Genomic DNA, 19,395 nt, shown 5'->3' with positions numbered 1-19,395 from the left:
CCTTAGGCGGCTTCAAGCACTTCGGTCATCCATTGGTTGGTGACTTCGAAGAGAAAATTTGGGTTCTCGGCCGGCGGTACGTCGGTGAAGCGGATCCGCCAGTACACCTTGCCCTGCTCGATCTGGCTGGCTGTGTTCAGCTCTTCATCGGCGAACACTTCGAAGTTGATCACCGCGCCCTGATTTTTCAGGTCGCGCATGAATGCTTCCAGGCCATCGGTGACGTCCTTGACGTAGGTCTTGGTGATAGAGCGGTCGACCGCCCACTTGTGCCCGGCCTGGACCGCGTCCATGAGGATAAACAACGTGCGCACGCGGGTGACGAACGCCCATTTAGGATCGCTCGACAGGGTGCGGTTACCCCACAGGCGGTAGCCGTCGTCGCGGATGATCGTGGTGATATTGGCGTTGTTGAGCAGGTTGGCCCGGCAGGTCTCATCACCGTCCAGGTACTCGACGGCTCGGGTGGTCCCGGTGATGCCGGTGAACTCTTTGTTCGACGGGGAGGCCCAGAAACCGTAGGTCGCGTCGGTCCAGGCAAACAGGCCGGCGGTCCATGCCGATCCCGGCGCATCAACAGTCTTGCTGGCATCGGTGTCCCAGAACTGCACACCGGGGTCGACCATGAACAGGTTGCGGCTGCCGAAGTTGTCGGCGTAGGCCATGGCGGCCTCGTCGGTGGTGCACGGCCCGTCGATGATGGCGATGGCCCGCAGCTTTTGCGCCAGACCGTCCATCGCCGTGGCTATCGCCTGAGTGGCCGAATGACCTGGTGCGATCAGCAATCGCGGCTGGGTGTTGAACAGGCTTTTGCCATCAAGCAGCGCCTGCAGCCCGGTCCGCTGACCTGACACCAAGACGCCACCGATGATCGCCGAGGTCTGCAGCGCCGGGTCGTCCATCTTCGGCACACCGATGGCGACGATCACCGCCTTGGCCTTGGTGTAGATCGCCTGGCAGGCCTTGGTGATCGCAGCCCCCGCGCCGAAGGCGGCGATGGCCTCGCGCTCGGTGGTGATCAGTTTGAGTTCGCCGGCCTTGGCGGTACCGCCGCCGAGCAATCCGGGGGTGAAGGTGTCGCACAAGCCGATAATCGACGAAGACGGCAGCGAGATGGTGCGCGCGCCGGTATCGACCGAGGTGGTCGTGACGCCGTGAAAGAAACTCATAAGGCTCATTCTCCAGAAACGAAAAAGCCCCGCGTATTGGCGAGGCTCAAGGTATTGCTGTGTGGGGCGCAATGAAAAACGCCCCTGCAGTGAGGGGCGACTATTGCAGCTCGACAGGATCAGGCGGGATGGAATCCGGCCAGCCCTCGAACAGCATGTCCTCGCGGTAGTCGCCGGCCTCAATGGCGCGCAACAGCGTCAGTTCACGGTCAAAGCAGGCCTGAACATGGGTGCGCACGGCCTTGGCGATGGCAATGATTTGCGCCGATCCGATCTCGACAAAGCCGGTCACCGTCTTGAAGTTGCAGCGATATTCGGGATCAAGGACGGCAGACAAACCGGTGCTGGCAATCAGCGCCTGACTGTCGCGGGTCGTTTCGATTTGCAGACCCTCGACGATGACGCCGGTTGCCTCACGTTTGTAGCGCTCGTCGGCCACCATCTGCACAAAGTCGGGCAGAATCTCAGGCAGTGGCTGCTTGACCAGTTCGCCGTCCACCAAACGCCACACACCATCCGTGTCATTCAACGTTGGCCCCCACAACTTTTCCGGGATAACGACTGCATCCTCGGGAATTGTCGCGTGAAAGCGGTCATCAAATCGCCCGATGATCTCGCCGGTATCACTAAAAGTCGCGTATTTCATATTCACCTCAGCGACCGATGGCCAGATAGACGAATGGAATTGCAAGACTCCCTTGAGAACGGACGTGAGTGACCGTCCAGTTAAGGAGATTTGCTGTAAAAAAGTGATCGGTCGTAGGCGCGTTTCCGTTTTGCATTTCGGAACTTCGATAACCCAGAATTCTTAGAACCTGATTTGGAAAGGCCATTGGAAACGCATAGGTGTTTTGCGTAATGGTCGTGCCCACCTGAGCTGTTGCACCGCCCCATTGAATAATCAGCCCGCCCAGCCACGACGGCAGCGCCAACCAGCCATTGACGCCGAAGTTCCACGAAACCCCCATCCGCAGCTTTTTCGGCGTAACGATAGTGGCGTCATCTTCACCCGCGTCAGTCTGCGCCTGCGTAGCGATCTTGGCCGTACCGAGCTTGATCTCAGTGGCCTGCGTCGCTAAGGCTGCCAGCGCCTGAATGTCAATGTTTCCCTGATTGATCGGCGCGTTCCAGGCCTTGATGCACCACATCACCGCCATGTTTCGCGGGCGCATCACACCAGCGTCAGCAAAATCAGGGTATGGCTGCACCCCAGTATTGACTACCGACCTTTTGACGCCTGGATAGTCGCTCGCAACAAATACATCAGCCTGCGCCGCTGCAACCGTTGCCGCCACAACCTCCACCGTGGGAGTTACGGACTGGTTACTGTCGAAGACTGTAACCGTACCTTTCTGCAAAGAACCCACAACACGGCCGACATCCACACCGCGCCCATGATCCCAGCCGCGCAGAAACTCGCCGCGCGAATCCGGCAAGCGGAAATTGCCGGCGCCCTCATCGCCTTTGTTGAAAGCCGTGCCGAGGAACGTCGCCAGATCGGGATAGACCGCAATACTCTTGACGCTGCCATCCAGTTCCAGAAACCCGGGCGCGACCTTGTCTAGCGGAAACGCCACGGTGGCACCGACCGGCAAGGCGGAGGCCTGCGCGATCATCGATTCGATTTCTGGCTTTGTGTAGGTGTCCATGATGCCCATACCGGCGAGCGTGCTCGGGTTATCACCCGACACAAAAACCCCGCGATCATTGACCTTGACCCGCGTGAACTGGCCTGGCGTCTTGTTCTTCGGCAGCACTTCCAGAATCGCCGCTTCGAAAAAGGCACGCGTGGCCAGTACCACCGCCGGGTCAATCTTGAGCTGGATGTTGCCAGTGCTGGTGACGATGAAGTTCATGCGCACGATCTGCGTGCGGCCCGAGCCCTGTGACAGCAACGGCTTGAAGCTCGGCGCGCAGTTGGCCACCGCCACCAGATCGCCGTCCGCGTCGTACAGGCCGATCTCGCGGATCCAGCGCCCGCCCTCATCGGCCGGAATAATCTGCTCGGCGATCAGCACTGCTGGGTTAACCGGGTCGACGAACAGCCGGTTCAACGGCTTGCGTCGCCATTCGTTGATCAGCCTGGTCTGCCCTTCAGCAGGAATGACCGGATCGATGTTGTTGGCGTCCCCGACGCCCATTTGGGTGATCAGCCAGGGAATGCCGAGCGCGTCGGCGTTCGCTTGTTTGGCCTTTCCCACAGTTGTGAGAATGGCGAAAAACTGAGAATTCGCATCAGTCATTGATAGATGTCCAGGGTATCTATGGAGTGTTCGCGTCCGATCACGCCGAAGCTGCCCGTGACTTCGATGTCACGCATCACAGGCGGGTAGACGTCGATTTCGTCGCCTTCGTAGAGGGACGCTGCAATGTTCAAGTTGCCTTGCGTTTCAAGGCTGATGGCCAGGCCAGTGAGTTGCCGGCTGACGGGTTTGGCGTCATCGATCAGGCGTTCGAGTTCGAGGTACATTTCCTCGGTGATGCCGGTGTCCAACACACCGACCTTCAGGGCGAAGGTGCCGGGCACGCCTTCCGGCGCGGTCTGCCACCACTCCAGCACCTCGATCAGGTAACCCAAGGGCTCGACCACCCGGCGCAGCGCGCCGATGGTGCCCTTGTGCTTGTGTATGTAGAACGAAGCCTTGATCGCGGCGCGCTTGACCGGCTCCGGCCAAGCCGGATCCCAGCGGTCGACTGACCAGGCCCAGGCCAGATGCGGTAGCAGATGAACAGGACAGGTGTCCGGGTTGTACAACGTGCGCAATGGGATCAACGTGGTCTCGGCGAAGGTCGCTTCGATACCCCGTTCCAGCGGCGTGCTGTTGAGCGGTAGTAGACTGCGCATTCAACCTCCCAGCACGACGGTGTAACCCGTGCAGTACGCGGCCTGTGCCTTGGTGGGTTTCAGATCCTGCCAATCCTTCAGTTCCACCCGGCCGACGCCGGCGACATGCAGCTGCGCATCGACACCGGACCGGGCCACCTCGACGCCCAGCCGGCGCCGGGGATTGATCCAGGATTCCAGTCGACGGATCGCCTCCGTCAGCGCGGCGTCGTTCTCCGGGCCGGCACCTTTCATGTGCAGCACGGCGTCGACGCGATACCGCAGGATCTCGGCGCCGCGCACGGTGACGCGGTCGCCAACCGGCCGCACGTCATCGTCATTCACAGCCGCAGCGACAAGGGCGAGCAACTCCGGCCCAACCGTGCCGTCGCCTTCCAGTCCCAGCACCGTGACATCGACGCAGGCCGGCGCCGGGCTTTCCGCCGTGGCGTCGGCGACCAGCGCCGAGGCGTTCCGAGCATGCAGGATGTAGCTGTTGCGCGGCCCGGCCGTGGTCAACCCTTCATAGGCCAGTTGCACCCGTTCACGCAATGCATCGTGGGACTCCATCACCGCCTCCACCGGCGGCAGAGCAAACGGATCCGCTGCCTGGATTACCAGGCGCTTGAGATTGACGTTGGCGGCCAGGTGATCCAGATCAGCGCCGGTGGCATAGGCCAACAACTGGGCCTTGGCCGCGTCGTTGACCCGCGCCCGATTGCCGAGCTTGATGTAGCTGCCGACCTCCAGCAGCTTGGTCACCGGGTCGCTTTCGAGCGAGGCCGTCCAGTTCTGACCCATGTGCCCACGGAACACGCCCAGCGCTTCGCTGTAGGTATCCTCAAAGTCCAGCGGCTCCAGCACGTCCGGCGCCGGCAGCTCAGACAGATCCACCAGGGTACTCATACCCACACCTCCAACGTGCCGCGCTCACCGAGGTACTCGCCGCTGATCTTGAAATTGATTTGCCCGCCCAAAACGGAAACCACCACAACGCGCTCAAGCTTGAGCCGTGGCTCCCATTGGTTGAGCGCCCGCACGGCCTCAGCCTGTGCCGCGCTTTTCCAGCCTTCGTTGATGGGCAGGTCGACCATGCGCCGCAGCTTGCTGCCGTACTCCGGCCGTTCACGACGGCTCATCAGCGGTGTGCCGAGGATGTCTCCAACCGACTGACGTAAATGCTCGATACCGGAGATGGGCTGCCCGGTGTGGCGATCCATTCCGATCATCGGGTCTACTCCTTGAGCTGCTCGTATTCTGGGTGGGCCTTGAGGCACTTAAGCGCGATGTCATCGCCCGCCTTGACCGAGACCAGGCTCTTGATCACGGGAAGCGTGCGACCGTCCGGGAGGATGACGGTGCGCGAGCTGTAGAGGGTGTCGAGGAACGTGATGAACTGGTCAGAGGCATTGCCGGGGAATCCCTGAGCAACAGGGACAAGTCCTGATACTGGCTGTGCTTCCGCGAGCGCCTCGACTTCAGGTTTGGCCTTAGTCATGAGTATCTCCAGGCATAAAAAAGCCCGCGCGCGGCGGGCTGGGTGGAATGGGTTATCAGTGTTTGTGATTGGCAGTGTTGCCGGTGGTGTCCAGGATCGCACCGTCGCTGGTTATGTTCTGCGTGACATGCAGCGGTCCGTCTATATTGACCGAGCCCTTGATGTTCACTGTGGCTTCGAGATCGATCGTTCCCGACTTCACGGTGACGGCGTTGTCGGTCACTTCGGCCAGGGTCGTCCCAACCTTGATGCTGACCGTGCCGGTGGGCAGGGTGATGCTGTAAATGCTGTCCTGCCAGTCGTAGACCAGGCGCCCACCATCCTCGAAATGCCAGACTTCGACGTGGTCGCGGTTGTCCGGCGGCGGGCCGCCGTTGCCGTACAGGCCGGGAATGAATGTGCCCTGGGCCACATCGCCGCTGGCACTTATCAGGGTACCCTGCTCATTCAGGCTCGGCGCCCGCCAGTGCCGCGCCTTGCCGGCGGCAACGCTGTGCCAGCGCACCCAGCCGCTGACCCACTCACCGTCCGAAACGCGGCAGGCCGGCGGTGACGAGGTCAGGTCAACCGCGACCACGTAGCAATCCTTGACCAGGCCGGCGAGCATGCGGTCGTGCTGTGCGGCGACGTAACCGGAACTCATGACACGTCCTCCGGACGGAACGGACCATCGCCCGGTTCGATGTTCAGCACCAGGGTGCCCGGTGGCTGATCCGGCCATGGCCATTCGAACTCGCCGAGGTAAATCTGCTGCGTCCATTCCACGACCCAGACGGTGTAGCCGTCCAGCTCGGGCTTCGTCCAGTCCGGCATGGACTGCACGAACTCGGCCGGTTCGACCGCCACACCCCAGCTCTGCAAACGCAGCAGCGCGGCGAGGTGGCCGGCCAGAAAGACCGCCTGCTGATGGTGATCCGGCTGGATGGGGTCGGTGATCACCCGCGCCTCGAACTTGCAGGCCAATCCGGTTTCGCCCGTTCCCGGATCCAGGCCCGGCTCCATCTCGGCCAGCTCGATCAGCACCGCCGGCAACGGCAAACGGTCCAAATCATTCGGCCAAATGGCCACCGCCTTCAGGCCCGGAAAGTGATCCTGAATGCGCCGCTCAATGGCGTGATACAGCTGCTCAAGACTGAACGGCTCGTCGACTTGATCGGTCACCTCATTTCCCCCTCAGGTGCTTCTGCAGTTCGAAGTTGAGTTCCTGCTGCAGGACGTGCAGCAACTGTTCGTCGGCCTTGCGGATCCAGCTTTCGAAGTGTGGTCGCGCCTGCTCCAGCGACACCTTGGCTTTCGCCAGCGGAAAGCGGCTGCCGTGTTCAGCGATCCAGCCGGAACTGGCTCCGCCCGCCCCGCTGACATCGCTGTCGGGGTAGTCACTGGCGTTGAAATGCTTGCTGGCTGTACGTATCCAGACGTCCGCGCTGTTGCCGTAGACCTTCTTGAAGAACGCCCCCTGAAAGCGGCGCCCTGCCACCGACACACCGGACCGGCTCTGTCGGGGCCGGCCGATGCGGCTGGCTTCCATGGCATTGAGGCCGAACCACAGCTTGCCGCTGTTCGCTCCACCGCTGACCGGGTAAGCTCGCAGCCGCTGCCGCACAGCAGCAACCGCAATGCGCTCCTGTCGGCCAACGGCGCGAGCAATGTGCGTGGCGAGCCATCGCAACGTTTTGTTGATGGCTCGCCGCTGTGCAGCAGCAGCGGCTTTCGGCACCAGGGCGGCGAAATCCTGAAAGCCTTTCAGGTCTGCGGCCGAAGTCTGCAGCGAAATCATCCCGCCGCCGGCCGACGGCTTGAAGTAGCTGCCGACACTCATGGCCGTTTCCTCAGAATCAAGGCGACCAGACCGTCACCACCTGGCTCCAGCTGCAACAGGTCGTAGTCACCGCCGCCATCCAACGCCGGCAAATCAACGGTGACTAGCAGCCCTTTTTTCAGGCCGTGCGAATCACGGACACGGATCTCGAACTTCGGCTCGCGCAACGCCGTTTTGAGGCTGCCCATCTTGGGTTGCATCCACGGTGCAGCGAACATGCCGAGCACCGGTTCGTCGTAGCCCTCGATCCGAGCCGTGTCGCCGAGCGTTTCGAACACCGTGTCGTCAATGTCTTCCAGCAGCTCTCGGAAGGACATGATCAGAGTTCCAAGAGGATCTGCGCGCGTGGTCGCGTGCACAGGTGCAGCGGGTTGGATTGGGCTTCACCGGCCACGCCCTTGTTAAATGGCAGCGGTTCGAGCTTGCTGTAGTAAGGCAGACCTTCGGTGTTGACCGTCTCCATGTAGTCGGCCGGGGCGAAGACCGAGATGTACAGATCCGGCACGCCCTCGGGAATCAAAAGGGCCTTGTCGTCATGTACGAACTGCACGCCTGCCACCTTGCCCCGGTAGCGCTCCCAGACAATCCCGCCAAACTCGAAGCTTTCACGGGCATCCCCACGCAGAGACGCCGCCTGCAAGGTATTGAGGTAGGTTTCTTTCACCGATGGGTGATCGACCAACTTGTTCCAGAAGTTCTTGCCGCAGAAGGCGCGGGAGCCGGAGCTGGTCACACTGCCCAGTGCCTCCTCCTGCATGTCCAACGCTTCACCGGCACGCACCCGCACGTTGGTTTCAGGGTTGCCCAAACCCATAGGCATCTTTTGGCGGTTGACGCCGAAAGACTTGTAGATGTCCAGCAGCACGGTTTTGCCGTCGGCATCCAGCACCTGGCCATTGAGCGCGCCCATGCGTTGAAACTCGTGTGTGGCATCGATCTGTCGACGTGCTTTGGCAAGGCGCCGGTTGACCACGTCCTGCACCGATTGCAGCTCAGTGCGGGTACCGAAGGCGCGGATACCTTGAATCTCGTCGGCCTTGATGGTGAAGCGCTCCGGCAGGTGCACGGTATTGAATGGGATCAGGTTGCGCTTGCTGCCACCGACCACCAGGCCCGAACTGCCGCGCTCACCAGCCGGCACCAGTGCGAGGGTGTCGCCGTCCTTCTCGACCTGCACCGTAAGGTTGGTGGTGCCTTCCTCGCGGAACAGTCCGAGACTGCTGATCCGGCCCGGCAGGTATTCCTGTTCGTTGATCGCGGCGGTCAGCGAGGGGACGCTGAAGGCGTCGTCTTCAAAAATGGCGATATCGGCCATGGGTGTACTCTCCAGAAACGAAAAATCCCGCACGCGGCGGGATGCATATAAAAGAAGGAACGTCTTAGCGGACGATCAGGAAGTGCGCGGCCAGAGCCTTCTCAGCGGCCAAGTCGAGGCCGGTCAGGTGGGCCTCGCTGACCTCGGCCAGTCGTACCACGGCACGCCCGCGACGAACGACGTCCGACTCGCCGAGCGGGCCGTAGAGGATCGCGACAGCATTCTCCGTACCGTCTTCGGCGGTCGGATGGTACGGAGCAAATTCGCTGGTCGCGGTCACCAGCCCGAGAATCTGTCCGGGCTCCAGCGCCGGGCCGGCCGCGACGTTGATCGCTTCACGCGAGATGTTGCCGGCGCCCTCGGACAGCAGGAATTCGCCTGCGTGCATCGGTTCCAGTTTAGAGGTCATGGTCTTGCTCCTTTCGAGATTGTGGACTGTGCGGCCTGACGGGCAGCCCAGATCGAGGACGGATCGGGTTGCTTGGCTTGAATTTTGGGAGCAGGGTCTTCGTTCTGCGGCAGGCTGTTGTCGATCTCGAAGCCCCCGCCTTTCCCTACGACTTTGTCGAAGAGCCGCGCACGCACGGCGCTGGCATCCAGTCCGGCCTGCACAAACTCCACCGCGAACTCTGGCAACCGGGCGGCCACGCACAGATCGCGTATCGACTTGGCCTGGGTGATCGCGGCGTTCACGGTTGCCTCATCAACCAACTTGGTGGTGGCCAGCAGTGGCTCGATCAAGTTGCTCATCCCGCCTTGGTTACAGGACTTGCTGATCAGCAGAGCCAGCGCCGCCGCATCCGCACCAGGTGCCGGTGGTTCAGGATCGTCGATCACCGATTCGGTCGGTTTCGTGGGTTCATTCAGCAGATCCAGCAATGCCTGGGGCGTGTGCTGGTATTTCTGCATCACCGTGCCCTGCCCCAGACACGCCTTGATCTGCACACCGTCGCCAACTTCGTCAGCCAGGCCGAGAGCCACCGCTTCGCGGGCTGTGAGCCACGTCTCGGCATTGACCAGGCGTCGCAACTCGACCTCATCGATGTTTGGCGCCTTTGCCCTGTAGGCCGTGATGATGAGCTCCAGCGCTTGATCCAGTGCGGTCGCGACCTTGCGCATATCCTCGGCATCACCCGAGGCGTACGTCCACGGGTTGTGGATCATCAGCGCGGCGTTTTCCGCCACTACCACCCGGTGGGCACCGCAGACCGCGACGCTTGCCGCGCTCGCCGCGAGGGCATCGACGCGGCCGGTGCAGCGCTCGCCCAATCGCGACAGGGCGTTATGAATGGCCAGACCATCGAACAGGTCGCCGCCGATGCTGTTGAACGCCACGACAATCGGTGAAGTACCGTCATCCAGCGCAGCCAGATCGCGCACGAACTGATTGGCAGTAATACCCCAGGTGCCGATCTCACCGTAGACGTACACCTCGATAGTGCGTTGCTCGGCTTCACCGCTGGCCCGGAGGCTGTACCAGTGTTTGTCTTGCACGGGCAGTTGCCCGTCCAGTTTGTTGAAGATCCGTAGAGGGAACGGCGGTTTCATGGTTTCTCCTGGTCGTCAGGGTGGATTTCGACCTCGACGAGCGTTCGGTAATTGAGTTTTAAGTCGCGAGCACGTTGAGCGTCAGCGGCGTTTTCCGCGTCAACCGTTTCGGCGTCGTAACCGGTGCGCAGGCACATCTCACTGCGTGAACCGAACCCGGCGTTGACCTCCAGCATTCGCGCCTGCACGTCCTGCACCGGCTGGATGTAGGCCCAGCCTTGCGGCACCCAGCGCGTGCGCAAAAATTCACGACGACGCTTGGCGTAGTCCGGCAGCTCAATCACACCGGCCAGCACCGCCATGTCCAACCAGGCGGCACGTACCGGCCGGCAGAGCTGGTGGATGTAGACGTTGAATTGCAGCTGTTCGAGGCGTCGCCGGAACTCGTTGAGCACCACACGCAGCGCCCGGTCGTTGATGCCTTTCATGTCACCGGTGAGGATCTCGTAAGGCGTGTCGGTGCCGGCTGCTGCGGCCATCAGTTGCTGACGCATGAAGTCCGGGTAGTTGTTGCCGGCGTCCGGCGGCTTGGAGAATTCAACCTCCTCACCGGCGCCCAGCTCCTGCATGGTGCCGGGTTCCAGCGCCACCATCGGTGTAAAGCCATCGCGGTCGGTGGTGATCAATTGGCCAGTGACCGGATCGCGAGGTACCTGGCCCATGTCCGGCGACGGGCGCTTGATGAAGCCGGCGAACAGGTTGGACACCTCCTGCCGGAACAGCACCGCGTCGTCGTAGTTGTCCAGGCTGCGCAAGCGCTTGAGGACCGGCGACATGCGTGGCACGCCGCGCAATTGACCCGGTTCCAGCGGCTCGAAGATATGCAGCACCTGGCTGGCCGGGACGCGCACCAGTTGGTTGTATCCGCTGTTGAGCGACGACGCGTCGCGTGGGTGCGAGCGGTACATCCAATAGGCAACTCGCTTACCGGCCGGGTTGAACTCGATCCCGGCGCGGATGATGTTGCCGTCGCGGGTGGTTTCGAATTTGTCGTGCGGCACAAACTCAGGCGCCAGCGTCTGCAGTTGCAGAGGTATCACCAGGCCTTCGTCCAGACCGCGCGGACGTAATCGAACAAAGCATTCGCCCGCCGTCTCGACGGTGCGCGCGACCAAGGCCTGCTGACCGTAGAAGTCGCAGAGGCCGTCGGCATCCGACTCGTCGACCCAGTCGTCCCAAAACTCCTGGAACAGGTTGCGCAGTTCTTCGTCTTTGATCTTCGGGCGCGGCGTGATGCCGGTGCCGATCAAGTTGCTGACGCGCTTGTTGATCGCGTTGGCTGCATACGGGTCATTGCGTACCGCTGCCCGCGAACGGGCGCGCAAGTTGCGCAGCGCCGGAGTGTTGATGCTGTTGATGCCGTTATCGGAGGCATCCCAACTGGCCGAACGACGGCCCTCCCCGGCGCCTTCGTAACTGGCCTTAATGTTCGATGGCAGCAAAAATCCGCTACGAGACAGTGCCGGAAATTGTCGAGACATCAGATGCCTTTGCCTCCGTGACTGAGCCGCACGACCCGCGAGCGCGGAGCGGTAGCGCTGATTAGTGAACTGCGGATTTCTTCACGAGCGCGGAGCAGTTCGTCGACGTCGCGGTACTCCACCGTTCGGTCGCTGTAACGCACGGTCTTTTCACCGCGTGCGATGGCGCGCTCGATAGCGTCGAGATGTTTCTGGGTAAAGGACATATCAGCGTCTCTTCAGATAACCGCTGGTTGAACTGCGGCGTTGAGGGGGTGCGGCTGGGCGTGTCTGCACGACCGGCGCTGCAGGTGGTGGTGGCGCGGCTTGAGCCTGTCGCACAGCTGCAGGTTCAGGTGTTGCGCCTTCGTCGACGCGCTCCCCCTGAACCGGCTTGATGCCCAAGGCATCGTCGAACAGACCGGACTGAGCCAGCGCTTGGCGCACCCGATCCCAGTCGTGTTCCTGGTAGCGATTGATGCCGAGGTAGTGCGCCATCGCGAGGCAGTACACCATCAGATCGAGCGCTTCGTTGCGCTCAGCCTTGCCCTTGACCCATTCGATGCGTTTGTGGCCGCGCACATAGCGCACTACCTTGCGTTCGGCGACGCACTGGGCGAAGAACTCGTCCGGCAGGTCACTGGCAAAGTGCAGCGAGCCCGGCCCGTCCGGGAACGGGTAGCGGTTGTAGATCCAGTCCTTCGCGGTGTCGGTGCCGACAAACCACAGTTCGGCGCCGTTGCGTTCGGTCTGGCCTTTCCAAGTCACGTCAACCAAGGACGGGCGTTGTGCGATGACCGGCCTACCCGGCTTGCTCGCGCCCTTGATGGCGAAGACGTTGCGCCAACGTCGCACGCGGCAGAACTGGTAGACCTCATCGGTGTGGTGACCGCCGGAGTCGACGCCAACGGCAAGGATGCCCAAGCCGACTCCGCAAGGATGCCGATAGCGAGCCTTGAGTTTTTCGTCCAGTACAGCCCAGGTTCGCTCATCGGCCGGGTCACCCCAGATGACCTGGTGATCGACCACCCAGCGCTCCATGCCGACGCCAAAACCCATCACCATCATTTCCAGGCGGTTGGCCTGTACGTCGACGGCGCCGGTGAGCATCAGCACACCGGCGGGTATTGTGCCTAGGGTGTAGGTCTCCAGTCGTGCCCGAGCGATCAGCACTTCAGCCTTGGTTTGTTCGAGTGCGCTATCCCAAACCTTGGCAAGGCGAGTGTTGTAAAACACCTGCATCAAGCTGGTGTCACCTTGGGCCTGGGCTTTTTTCGCGTCTTCAAACTCAATGGCAAGCGAGGTCCAGTCCATCCAGCCTGTCGGCGAGTACAAGGCGCTGAGATGAAATCCCACCGTCTTGCCGTCGCCGCTGGCATGCGCACGCCACTCACCACGGGCGAGCATGTCACTCTTATAGTGCTCCTCGATCAGCACGTCACAGTCCATCCCGGACGCTGCGCACTTGTAATGCACGACGCTGAAATCGGCGGAATAGAGCAGGTTTTCCCACTCCAGCACCTGCATGTGCCCACAGTGCGGACAAGGCACATAGTAGTGGCGCTGGTCACTGGACTCGAACAGATCAGCGATCCGCGAGGCGCCTTTGATTGTCGGTGAACTGGAAAAGTAGATCTTGGCGTTGCGGCCGAAGTTCGTCGCCCGCGTCTCTGCCAACTTGATGGGATCACCCTCCTGGCCGACGTCGTTCTCCCAACGGTCCACTTCGTCGCCGTAAATGTAGCGTGCCGACAGCTCCGACAGGTTGGCCGCTGAACCGGCGGTGGTGACGTACAGCGAGCCACCCTCGAATTCCTTGGTGTCCATCGTATTGCGTGCGTCCCGCGAGCGAGTGGCCGCGACCCGTTCGCGCAACACAGGGGTGGCTTGGATTGTCTTGCTAATCCGCCCCGATACCCGTTTGGACAAGCCGAGGCTGGGTAGCAGCGCCAGGATGTTCGAGGGGGCCATATGGATCAGGCCGCCCATCCAGTTCAGGGCGATCTGGGTTTTCATCAACTGCGAGGCCACCATGGTGACCACGCGCCTGCAGGGATGAGCCGGCGACAGGCAACGCATTGGCTCGCGGGCATAAGGTGTCCGTGAAGTGCGGTACTGGCCGGGCTCGGGGGCGCCGGTGTCTCGCGGGATCCGCATGTACTCGTCGGCCCATTCGTCGATCCAGAGATCGGGGTCGGGGCGCAGGCCACGAAAGTAGTTCTCACGGTACACCTGCGCACCGTCAGAAAACTCCGTGTGCATAGGTTCAGCTCGCTGTTAAGGCATGTTCAAGATCCGCTGAAGAGAGGCGCTCGGCTTCTTCCAGCGTTCGACGGATTGTCGCGGTGAGGTGTTTTTCGATCTGCCAGGGATCCGTCATTGCAGCCAGGTCGTAGGACAGCTGAGGCAGCGGTCCGAACAACTGATCGCGCAACAAGCGACCGGCATCGTAAGCACCGGTCTCGACCGCCTCCCTCGACACCAGCGAACCCTGCGCTTTGCCCAGCTCGATCTCAGCCAGCTTGGCCATGTTGTGCTCACGCAGTGCGCGGGACTTCTGGTAATCGGGGTGTTTGCCGTCGCTCGGCATCAACTGCGGCGGCGCAGCCGTGGAAGTCGGCTCCGTCAGGGGCGACAGTTGGCTGTAAACGTCACGCTGAATCCGATCTTGTTGGTGACGATCGGCGACGGCAGCCTTGCTGGGGTCGCTGGTTCTATCGAGCAGCGCCTCAGTGGCTTCCAAGTCGATCTTGCCGTTTGCGGTGAGCACCAGTCGATCCTGACTGGCCAATTTGGAAACATAGGATTTGGCCCAACCGCGCCGGGCCGCAAACTCCGTTTTGCTAATGATTGTCATGGTTAATTCTCCAGTTCACCGACGAGTTCACCGCCAGTTCACCTGTTCACCTCAGTTCACTAAGCTGGTGAACCGTCCGCTAACACAGTCCCGCGGGTTTCCGACCCCGTGTCCTTCCGATACCCCTAGGGTCCCCGGCGGTTTTCGACGCCCCAGATCAGTGCATCACCCCTGCTCGCCCCCGGCTGGCGGGACTTCGCAGACGCCCAGCCGCTTGGCGGCCCAGCGCTCGTACAACCCGATGGCAACATCGGCACCGGCCATTGCCGTCAGGCAGCCCAAGGCGCCCGCCGTCCAGATCGTCATGCCGGCGGCGATCATCAGCATCATCGCCGACACCCCGCAGACAATGCAGGCACCGGACCGAAGCGCGAGGCGGCGCAACAACGCCCAGCCCCGCGCCCCATCCTTGTCGGCCCGCCACATCTCCCCCGATACGCCGCCGACTAGAGCCAGGACGATCACTAACCAGATCGGCATCTCTGCCAGCGCTTGTTGCTCGTTTGTCATCGCCAACCCCTAAACGCAAAAACCCGGCGCAATGGCCGGGTTTGGTGGTGTGGTGCCCGCCGCTCTCTGCGGTCGCACCTATCGAAGATGACTACTTTTTACAGGTCGATTCCGGTGGCAGCAACCCCGGTTTAATGCCACCCGGCGAATAAGTGGGTAACACCGGGTGAACGCCTAGCGAATGTCGGCGAATATCCCACCCCGGCATTCTGCTGTGTCGGCGGCGTCCCATCTGTCCCACCATTCAGAATCAAAGTGGGACGCCTGAGAGCGCCTAAATTCAGGGCTTCGCCCCACTGTCCTACTTATTTCTTTCCTTTCTCGTGTAAAGGAAGAATTTAAAGAACACGCATGCGCGTGAAACGCGCGTATTACTGCCCGCTACGCTTACACGGGCGGGAGGCACTTTGCAGCGGGACAGTGGGACAGCCCAACAACGACAAGGCCCGCACCTGTCCCACTGCATCAAAACGCAGCGGGACAAGACGGGCCAGTGGGACAGCAACAGCCGGACGAATGCCAGGGGTCACGCAGCCAACCCCATCATCACTCCGAAGATCTGCAGGTGTGCTTCATGCAAACGCTGGTAGTACGTGTCACGGCCACAACCGCAGTGCGCGTACCGCAAGCGCATATCAACGTCGAGCGTGCAGTAATGCTCCCGCACAACCGTCACCAGCTCGGGCGCCAGATGCTTGGTCACGATCAGCTCGATGTCGAGAGAACTCTCCAGCGGCGCACGGAAGGCCCGCCGTCCACGGATCAGTTGCCCATTGCTCTCCATCATCATGGCAACCATGTTCCCCCCAGCAAGCCCCCCTTTCGAATGTTCGGAATGCAGCTCCTGCGCCCACAACCGAAGCAGCGAATCGATCTCCTTAATCAAAGCACGGCTCCTCAATCGGTTCCCGCTTCAACGCCGAAGCACCGCCCCAACCTGCCGGTTTCTTGTAAGCCCACGGCCGCAGGCCACTCTTCACCAACGGCGGCATCCGAACACGTCGCCATCCCAACCGATGCATGATCGCCCCGACGCGCATCTGCTCCGGCTTGCCCCAATGCCCGAAGTCCAACTTCAACGCACTGCTCAGCACTTCACTGCCGGTGGTGGTCTCGCCGATCTGGGATTCTTCCAACCAGGTAAGAATCGGCCCTTCCCATTCGTCCACCACAAAGCGCTCGTCCTGCTCTTCGCCGAACATCGCCGCTTCATCCAACGTCACCCACCAAAGGTCGCCTGCGTCGTAACAGAACACCGCCTCGGCCCACAGCTGATCGCGGATCGAGCGCAACAGCTCCAGATCCACCTTGGTACACGCCACCGGCCAGTACCGCCGATTACCGGTCGCGTCCTTCAGATACTCGTCCTGGTTCGTCGTCCCCACGAACACGCACTGACGCGGTACGTCCATCGTGCGACGGCCATAGCTCTCGCGGTAAGTATCCGTCGACGCCGAGAAAAACTGCTTGGCTTTGGTACTTTCAGCCTTGTTGAAGCTGTCCAGCTCGCCCAGTTCGACGATCCACTTGCCCCGGATCGCCTGAAAGCCGTCCTTGTCGCCGAGGGCGAACGGCGTATCCATAAACCACTCGCCCCCGAGAATGCTCATCGCCGTAGACTTACCAGCGCCCTGCGCACCTTCAAGGATCATCACCGAGTCAGCCTTGCAGCCCGGCTTCATCACCCGTGCCACCGCCGACAACATCCAGCGCTTGCCGACCTTGCTCGAGTAATCGGTGGCCTTCACGCCCATGACGTCCGTAAGCCAGCTCTCCAGGCGCGGCACGCGATCCCACTCAAGCTTGCGCAGGTACTGCCGCACCGGATGAAACGCATGGTCATGCGCAACCACGCTAACCGCCTCGATCACATGTGACGCCTTCACCCGCAAGTTGTACTGCTGCGCGAGCCACTTCATCACCCGCACATCATCAATGTCCGCCCAATCGCCCGTGCCGCCGCCATACGGGGCCGCACGCAGCTTCACGATCTTCGAACTGAACGCGCTGTAACTGATCACCCCGGCCCAGCGCTCATCGTTCGCCAGGATCAACTCGACGTTCTGCATATGCGCAATCAGCGCACCGCTTTCACTCCGAGCAAGCAGGTCCTTCCAACCACCAGCAGCCGGCGGCTTGACCACCGCCAGCACCTGACGGCGCACCGCCTCCAAGCCCTCGGCGACATGCAGGTCGTTGAAGTCGGTCCACTTGATCTCCCGCTCCCCGGAAAAGATCGGCGCAACCACCTGGCCACCGACGATCAGCGCCGCGTTGTTGGCCTTCTCTTCACCAGGGTTCCACGCATCGCCATTCGGTTTAGTGGTCTTCCAGTCGTCATCCCGGCAAATGATTAGCGGGCAACCGGCGAAACGCTCGCGCATCGCCTTGCACACCACCAGCAAGTTGCCGGCGTCAAATGCGATGGCCACGGTCAGCGACGTCGCCATATGCAGGCTTGCGCCCGTGGCATAGCCCTCACACACCAGCACCGGTTCGCCCGGATCAGGATGCGGACCGATCAGGTGAAAAGCGCCCTCCTTCGACATCCCGTAGGGCCAATACGACTTGTCCCGACCGGTGTCTTCCTGTTTGGTTGGATACAACACCTGCAGGCCGACAATCTCGTCACGCACGTTGCACATAGGCACCAGGAACGCACCCGTGCGCGGCGCATACCGAACACCGAAACCGACGATCTGCTTACGATCCAGATAGTCGCTTCGGCCCTTCTCAGGCATGCGTTTGAACATACCCGCCGCACGTTTCGCCGCACGGCGCGATGCATTGGCTGCGATTTCCGCAGCCCGGCGCTTCGCCTCTTCCTGCCGAGCGCGCATGACCTCACGCTCTTCCGGCGACATCCGCCCGGCCTTGACCTTGATCTTCTGCGACTCACCCGAACGCCAATCACCGAACGCGCCAAAAATCAGCGTTTCGCCCTTCTCAGTGCGATGCTCGTGGGCGATGTACCAACCATTCTTTTCCTTGCCCTTGTCCTGCGCTGTTTTACACCGGGTAAGCTTACCGAACACCAATGGCTGCGCAGGCTCCAGACCGTAATCCGCGAATTGCCCCAACACTTCATCGAGCATGGCGAGCCTCCATCATCTCCTCGATGGCAAGGCACCCCACACACTGCGTGCAGCCTGGCTGCGCCAAACGACGAGCTTCCGGGATCGGCTCATCGCACGTTTCGCAAAACAGAAACGAATGCGCCGCCAAGGCAGGCTTGGCGGCATTGCGTGCAGCGAGCGCCTGATCAACACGCTCCAACACCAGGTCATTAGCGAAATCCGCAATGTCAGCCACGATCAATACCCCGCGTCGTCTGGTTGACATACGTGGCGCGGTTGAACATCCCCAACAGCCCCTGAATCCCACGAAACACCTGCAGGCGAATTGCGGCCAGTTCCTCATCAGTGACGACACCGTCACCAATGCTCCTGGCCCAGGTGTCCGCCAGATCTGCCACCTTGCGGAAGTATTCCGCGATGCCGGTGGTCAACGTCTCAGGCATGTCGTTGGTGTACGCCTCAGCCAGCTCCTGCCAGGTCGTGTCACCAACCAGCGCATGCACCGCATCCAGAATGCGGCGATCCTTGGTCAGCTCCAGAATCTCGCCGAACTCTTGAATATTCACCGTGTGGCTTGGGTGGGTTGGGGAAAGCTTGTGCTGCAGCGTGGTCGCATTTCGGCCGGTGGTGGCGGCGATAGCAGCGGCGCCGCCGGGGTAATCCCGTGCAGCATGGTAAAGCGCAAGATCGAGCGGCAAAACTTCCCGCTGCGCCCGGTCTAGAGAGCTCAGAATGATACGGCTCATGGCATTAATCCTTGTAAGTTGCCAGTGCCGCGCGGCATGCAGTGGTGATACATTTGCCGCGTGGCTTGAAAGGGCCCAAACGCCGGCTAGATCTTCGGGATCGACACCGGCACCGTGCCGGGGCGAGCAATCCGTTGCTCACCCCTGGCGCAACAGCTGCCCAATCTGTGGTGGAAAAGGCAGCAACACCAAGGCTTCCGAGCCTTGGAAAAGCGCGATAATGGGAGGTGGTTGCATGTGGTGTGCCCGCCTACCTTTTTATCGCGACCCGACAGCGCTGTGGTGGTGCGTGGCGGGAGGAACTGGGCGGCCTTTGGGTCGCCTTTTTCTTATCTATGCTGCTTTGCTGCCTTGGTTGGACTCAGTGATACCGAAATGATCAAGCACGTCGGCGAGACCAACGATACCTTGACTCTCACGGGCCAGAGACTTGATCAAAGAAACGCTAGGATCTTTGCTCGCATATTTGACATGCAGACGCAGATAGCTCACTGCGATTCGGCAACGAGCGGCGTAAGCCTCAAGTGCCTCTGAATCCAACTGATTGATGTATTCGCGTAGTTTCATATGGT

Annotated in this window: 24 protein-coding genes; all 24 read right to left on the bottom strand. The window is 61.3% G+C overall.

Features of this window, described 5'->3' with window-relative positions; genetic code table 11:
* Positions 1-2: 2 nt before the first annotated feature.
* The gene (locus K5E37_RS11935; RefSeq protein WP_221533925.1) at positions 3-1,169 is read right to left on the bottom strand and encodes a phage tail sheath family protein; all 1,167 of its coding nucleotides are present in this window, start codon (positions 1,167-1,169) and stop codon (positions 3-5) included.
* Between the two features lie 100 nt (positions 1,170-1,269).
* Complete coding sequence (locus K5E37_RS11930; RefSeq protein WP_221533924.1) at positions 1,270-1,815, bottom strand: DUF4376 domain-containing protein; 546 nt, start codon at positions 1,813-1,815, stop codon at positions 1,270-1,272.
* Positions 1,816-1,822: 7 nt separating this feature from the next.
* Positions 1,823-3,412 carry a phage tail protein gene (locus K5E37_RS11925; protein ID WP_221533923.1) on the bottom strand — a complete coding sequence of 530 codons (1,590 nt, stop codon included), beginning with the start codon at positions 3,410-3,412 and terminating at the stop codon, positions 1,823-1,825.
* Positions 3,409-4,014 (bottom strand): phage tail protein I, encoded by a 606-nt coding sequence (locus K5E37_RS11920; protein WP_221533922.1) that lies wholly within the window; start codon positions 4,012-4,014, stop codon positions 3,409-3,411. Before K5E37_RS11920 ends, K5E37_RS11925 begins: the two co-directional genes overlap by 4 nt.
* Positions 4,015-4,899 carry a baseplate J/gp47 family protein gene (locus tag K5E37_RS11915; protein ID WP_221533921.1) on the bottom strand — a complete coding sequence of 295 codons (885 nt, stop codon included), beginning with the start codon at positions 4,897-4,899 and terminating at the stop codon, positions 4,015-4,017.
* Positions 4,896-5,222 (bottom strand): GPW/gp25 family protein, encoded by a 327-nt coding sequence (locus tag K5E37_RS11910; protein WP_221533920.1) that lies wholly within the window; start codon positions 5,220-5,222, stop codon positions 4,896-4,898. The genes K5E37_RS11915 and K5E37_RS11910 overlap by 4 nt, the downstream gene beginning before the upstream one ends.
* A 5-nt stretch (positions 5,223-5,227) precedes the next feature.
* Complete coding sequence (locus K5E37_RS11905; protein ID WP_221533945.1) at positions 5,228-5,491, bottom strand: hypothetical protein; 264 nt, start codon at positions 5,489-5,491, stop codon at positions 5,228-5,230.
* A 55-nt stretch (positions 5,492-5,546) separates the two neighbouring features.
* Positions 5,547-6,134 (bottom strand): phage baseplate assembly protein V, encoded by a 588-nt coding sequence (locus K5E37_RS11900; RefSeq protein ID WP_221533919.1) that lies wholly within the window; start codon positions 6,132-6,134, stop codon positions 5,547-5,549.
* On the bottom strand, positions 6,131-6,652 hold the full coding sequence (locus K5E37_RS11895) for a hypothetical protein (protein WP_221533918.1): 522 nt from the start codon (positions 6,650-6,652) through the stop codon (positions 6,131-6,133). The genes K5E37_RS11900 and K5E37_RS11895 overlap by 4 nt, the downstream gene beginning before the upstream one ends.
* Before the next feature lies 1 nt (position 6,653).
* Positions 6,654-7,310, bottom strand: coding sequence for a hypothetical protein (locus K5E37_RS11890; protein WP_221533917.1), 657 nt, complete (start codon positions 7,308-7,310; stop codon positions 6,654-6,656).
* Positions 7,307-7,627, bottom strand: a complete 321-nt coding sequence (locus K5E37_RS11885) for a hypothetical protein (protein WP_221533916.1) — start codon at positions 7,625-7,627, stop codon at positions 7,307-7,309. Before K5E37_RS11885 ends, K5E37_RS11890 begins: the two co-directional genes overlap by 4 nt.
* Before the next feature lie 2 nt (positions 7,628-7,629).
* Positions 7,630-8,625 carry a major capsid protein gene (locus K5E37_RS11880; RefSeq protein ID WP_221533915.1) on the bottom strand — a complete coding sequence of 332 codons (996 nt, stop codon included), beginning with the start codon at positions 8,623-8,625 and terminating at the stop codon, positions 7,630-7,632.
* 64 nt (positions 8,626-8,689) lie between these two features.
* Positions 8,690-9,034 (bottom strand): head decoration protein, encoded by a 345-nt coding sequence (locus K5E37_RS11875; RefSeq protein ID WP_221533914.1) that lies wholly within the window; start codon positions 9,032-9,034, stop codon positions 8,690-8,692.
* Positions 9,031-10,173 carry a head maturation protease, ClpP-related gene (locus K5E37_RS11870; RefSeq protein ID WP_221533913.1) on the bottom strand — a complete coding sequence of 381 codons (1,143 nt, stop codon included), beginning with the start codon at positions 10,171-10,173 and terminating at the stop codon, positions 9,031-9,033. The genes K5E37_RS11875 and K5E37_RS11870 overlap by 4 nt, the downstream gene beginning before the upstream one ends.
* Positions 10,170-11,654: a phage portal protein gene (locus tag K5E37_RS11865; protein WP_221533912.1), complete on the bottom strand. Its 1,485-nt coding sequence runs from the start codon at positions 11,652-11,654 to the stop codon at positions 10,170-10,172. The genes K5E37_RS11870 and K5E37_RS11865 overlap by 4 nt, the downstream gene beginning before the upstream one ends.
* Positions 11,654-11,860, bottom strand: coding sequence for a phage head-tail joining protein (locus K5E37_RS11860; protein WP_221533911.1), 207 nt, complete (start codon positions 11,858-11,860; stop codon positions 11,654-11,656). The genes K5E37_RS11865 and K5E37_RS11860 overlap by 1 nt, the downstream gene beginning before the upstream one ends.
* A 1-nt stretch (position 11,861) precedes the next feature.
* A complete protein-coding gene (locus K5E37_RS11855) occupies positions 11,862-13,895 on the bottom strand; it encodes a phage terminase large subunit family protein (RefSeq protein ID WP_221533910.1) in 2,034 nt (677 codons plus the stop codon).
* A gap of 4 nt (positions 13,896-13,899) precedes the next feature.
* On the bottom strand, positions 13,900-14,490 hold the full coding sequence (locus K5E37_RS11850) for a terminase small subunit (protein WP_221533909.1): 591 nt from the start codon (positions 14,488-14,490) through the stop codon (positions 13,900-13,902).
* Between the two features lie 165 nt (positions 14,491-14,655).
* Positions 14,656-15,000 (bottom strand): phage holin family protein, encoded by a 345-nt coding sequence (locus K5E37_RS11845; RefSeq protein ID WP_095139908.1) that lies wholly within the window; start codon positions 14,998-15,000, stop codon positions 14,656-14,658.
* Between the two features lie 526 nt (positions 15,001-15,526).
* Positions 15,527-15,886: a hypothetical protein gene (locus tag K5E37_RS11840; RefSeq protein WP_119739013.1), complete on the bottom strand. Its 360-nt coding sequence runs from the start codon at positions 15,884-15,886 to the stop codon at positions 15,527-15,529.
* Positions 15,879-18,095, bottom strand: a complete 2,217-nt coding sequence (locus K5E37_RS11835; protein ID WP_221533908.1) for a VapE domain-containing protein — start codon at positions 18,093-18,095, stop codon at positions 15,879-15,881. Before K5E37_RS11835 ends, K5E37_RS11840 begins: the two co-directional genes overlap by 8 nt.
* Positions 18,085-18,312, bottom strand: coding sequence for a TraR/DksA family transcriptional regulator (locus K5E37_RS11830; RefSeq protein WP_221533907.1), 228 nt, complete (start codon positions 18,310-18,312; stop codon positions 18,085-18,087). The genes K5E37_RS11835 and K5E37_RS11830 overlap by 11 nt, the downstream gene beginning before the upstream one ends.
* Positions 18,305-18,823, bottom strand: a complete 519-nt coding sequence (locus K5E37_RS11825) for a phage regulatory CII family protein (protein ID WP_221533906.1) — start codon at positions 18,821-18,823, stop codon at positions 18,305-18,307. Before K5E37_RS11825 ends, K5E37_RS11830 begins: the two co-directional genes overlap by 8 nt.
* Positions 18,824-19,156: 333 nt before the next feature.
* Positions 19,157-19,390, bottom strand: a complete 234-nt coding sequence (locus K5E37_RS11820) for a hypothetical protein (RefSeq protein ID WP_221533905.1) — start codon at positions 19,388-19,390, stop codon at positions 19,157-19,159.
* Between the last annotated feature and the right edge of the window lie 5 nt (positions 19,391-19,395).

This window comes from Pseudomonas sp. RIT778 (genome assembly GCF_019718735.1).
Taxonomy (GTDB): Bacteria; Pseudomonadota; Gammaproteobacteria; order Pseudomonadales; family Pseudomonadaceae; genus Aquipseudomonas; species Aquipseudomonas aphyarum.
This window is presented reverse-complemented; position numbering and strand designations above follow the sequence as displayed.

What these genes read in the sequence shown, in the direction of transcription:
- K5E37_RS11935 (WP_221533925.1), bottom strand. Translation starts at nt 1,169, where the DNA reads ATGAGTTTCTTTCACGGCGTCACGACCACCTCGGTCGATACCGGCGCG.
- K5E37_RS11930 (WP_221533924.1), bottom strand. Translation starts at nt 1,815, where the DNA reads ATGAAATACGCGACTTTTAGTGATACCGGCGAGATCATCGGGCGATTT.
- K5E37_RS11925 (WP_221533923.1), bottom strand. Translation starts at nt 3,412, where the DNA reads ATGACTGATGCGAATTCTCAGTTTTTCGCCATTCTCACAACTGTGGGA.
- K5E37_RS11920 (WP_221533922.1), bottom strand. Translation starts at nt 4,014, where the DNA reads ATGCGCAGTCTACTACCGCTCAACAGCACGCCGCTGGAACGGGGTATC.
- K5E37_RS11915 (WP_221533921.1), bottom strand. Translation starts at nt 4,899, where the DNA reads ATGAGTACCCTGGTGGATCTGTCTGAGCTGCCGGCGCCGGACGTGCTG.
- K5E37_RS11910 (WP_221533920.1), bottom strand. Translation starts at nt 5,222, where the DNA reads ATGATCGGAATGGATCGCCACACCGGGCAGCCCATCTCCGGTATCGAG.
- K5E37_RS11905 (WP_221533945.1), bottom strand. Translation starts at nt 5,491, where the DNA reads ATGACTAAGGCCAAACCTGAAGTCGAGGCGCTCGCGGAAGCACAGCCA.
- K5E37_RS11900 (WP_221533919.1), bottom strand. Translation starts at nt 6,134, where the DNA reads ATGAGTTCCGGTTACGTCGCCGCACAGCACGACCGCATGCTCGCCGGC.
- K5E37_RS11890 (WP_221533917.1), bottom strand. Translation starts at nt 7,310, where the DNA reads ATGAGTGTCGGCAGCTACTTCAAGCCGTCGGCCGGCGGCGGGATGATT.
- K5E37_RS11885 (WP_221533916.1), bottom strand. Translation starts at nt 7,627, where the DNA reads ATGTCCTTCCGAGAGCTGCTGGAAGACATTGACGACACGGTGTTCGAA.
- K5E37_RS11880 (WP_221533915.1), bottom strand. Translation starts at nt 8,625, where the DNA reads ATGGCCGATATCGCCATTTTTGAAGACGACGCCTTCAGCGTCCCCTCG.
- K5E37_RS11875 (WP_221533914.1), bottom strand. Translation starts at nt 9,034, where the DNA reads ATGACCTCTAAACTGGAACCGATGCACGCAGGCGAATTCCTGCTGTCC.
- K5E37_RS11870 (WP_221533913.1), bottom strand. Translation starts at nt 10,173, where the DNA reads ATGAAACCGCCGTTCCCTCTACGGATCTTCAACAAACTGGACGGGCAA.
- K5E37_RS11865 (WP_221533912.1), bottom strand. Translation starts at nt 11,654, where the DNA reads ATGTCTCGACAATTTCCGGCACTGTCTCGTAGCGGATTTTTGCTGCCA.
- K5E37_RS11860 (WP_221533911.1), bottom strand. Translation starts at nt 11,860, where the DNA reads ATGTCCTTTACCCAGAAACATCTCGACGCTATCGAGCGCGCCATCGCA.
- K5E37_RS11855 (WP_221533910.1), bottom strand. Translation starts at nt 13,895, where the DNA reads ATGCACACGGAGTTTTCTGACGGTGCGCAGGTGTACCGTGAGAACTAC.
- K5E37_RS11850 (WP_221533909.1), bottom strand. Translation starts at nt 14,490, where the DNA reads ATGACAATCATTAGCAAAACGGAGTTTGCGGCCCGGCGCGGTTGGGCC.
- K5E37_RS11845 (WP_095139908.1), bottom strand. Translation starts at nt 15,000, where the DNA reads ATGACAAACGAGCAACAAGCGCTGGCAGAGATGCCGATCTGGTTAGTG.
- K5E37_RS11835 (WP_221533908.1), bottom strand. Translation starts at nt 18,095, where the DNA reads ATGCTCGATGAAGTGTTGGGGCAATTCGCGGATTACGGTCTGGAGCCT.
- K5E37_RS11825 (WP_221533906.1), bottom strand. Translation starts at nt 18,823, where the DNA reads ATGAGCCGTATCATTCTGAGCTCTCTAGACCGGGCGCAGCGGGAAGTT.
- K5E37_RS11820 (WP_221533905.1), bottom strand. Translation starts at nt 19,390, where the DNA reads ATGAAACTACGCGAATACATCAATCAGTTGGATTCAGAGGCACTTGAG.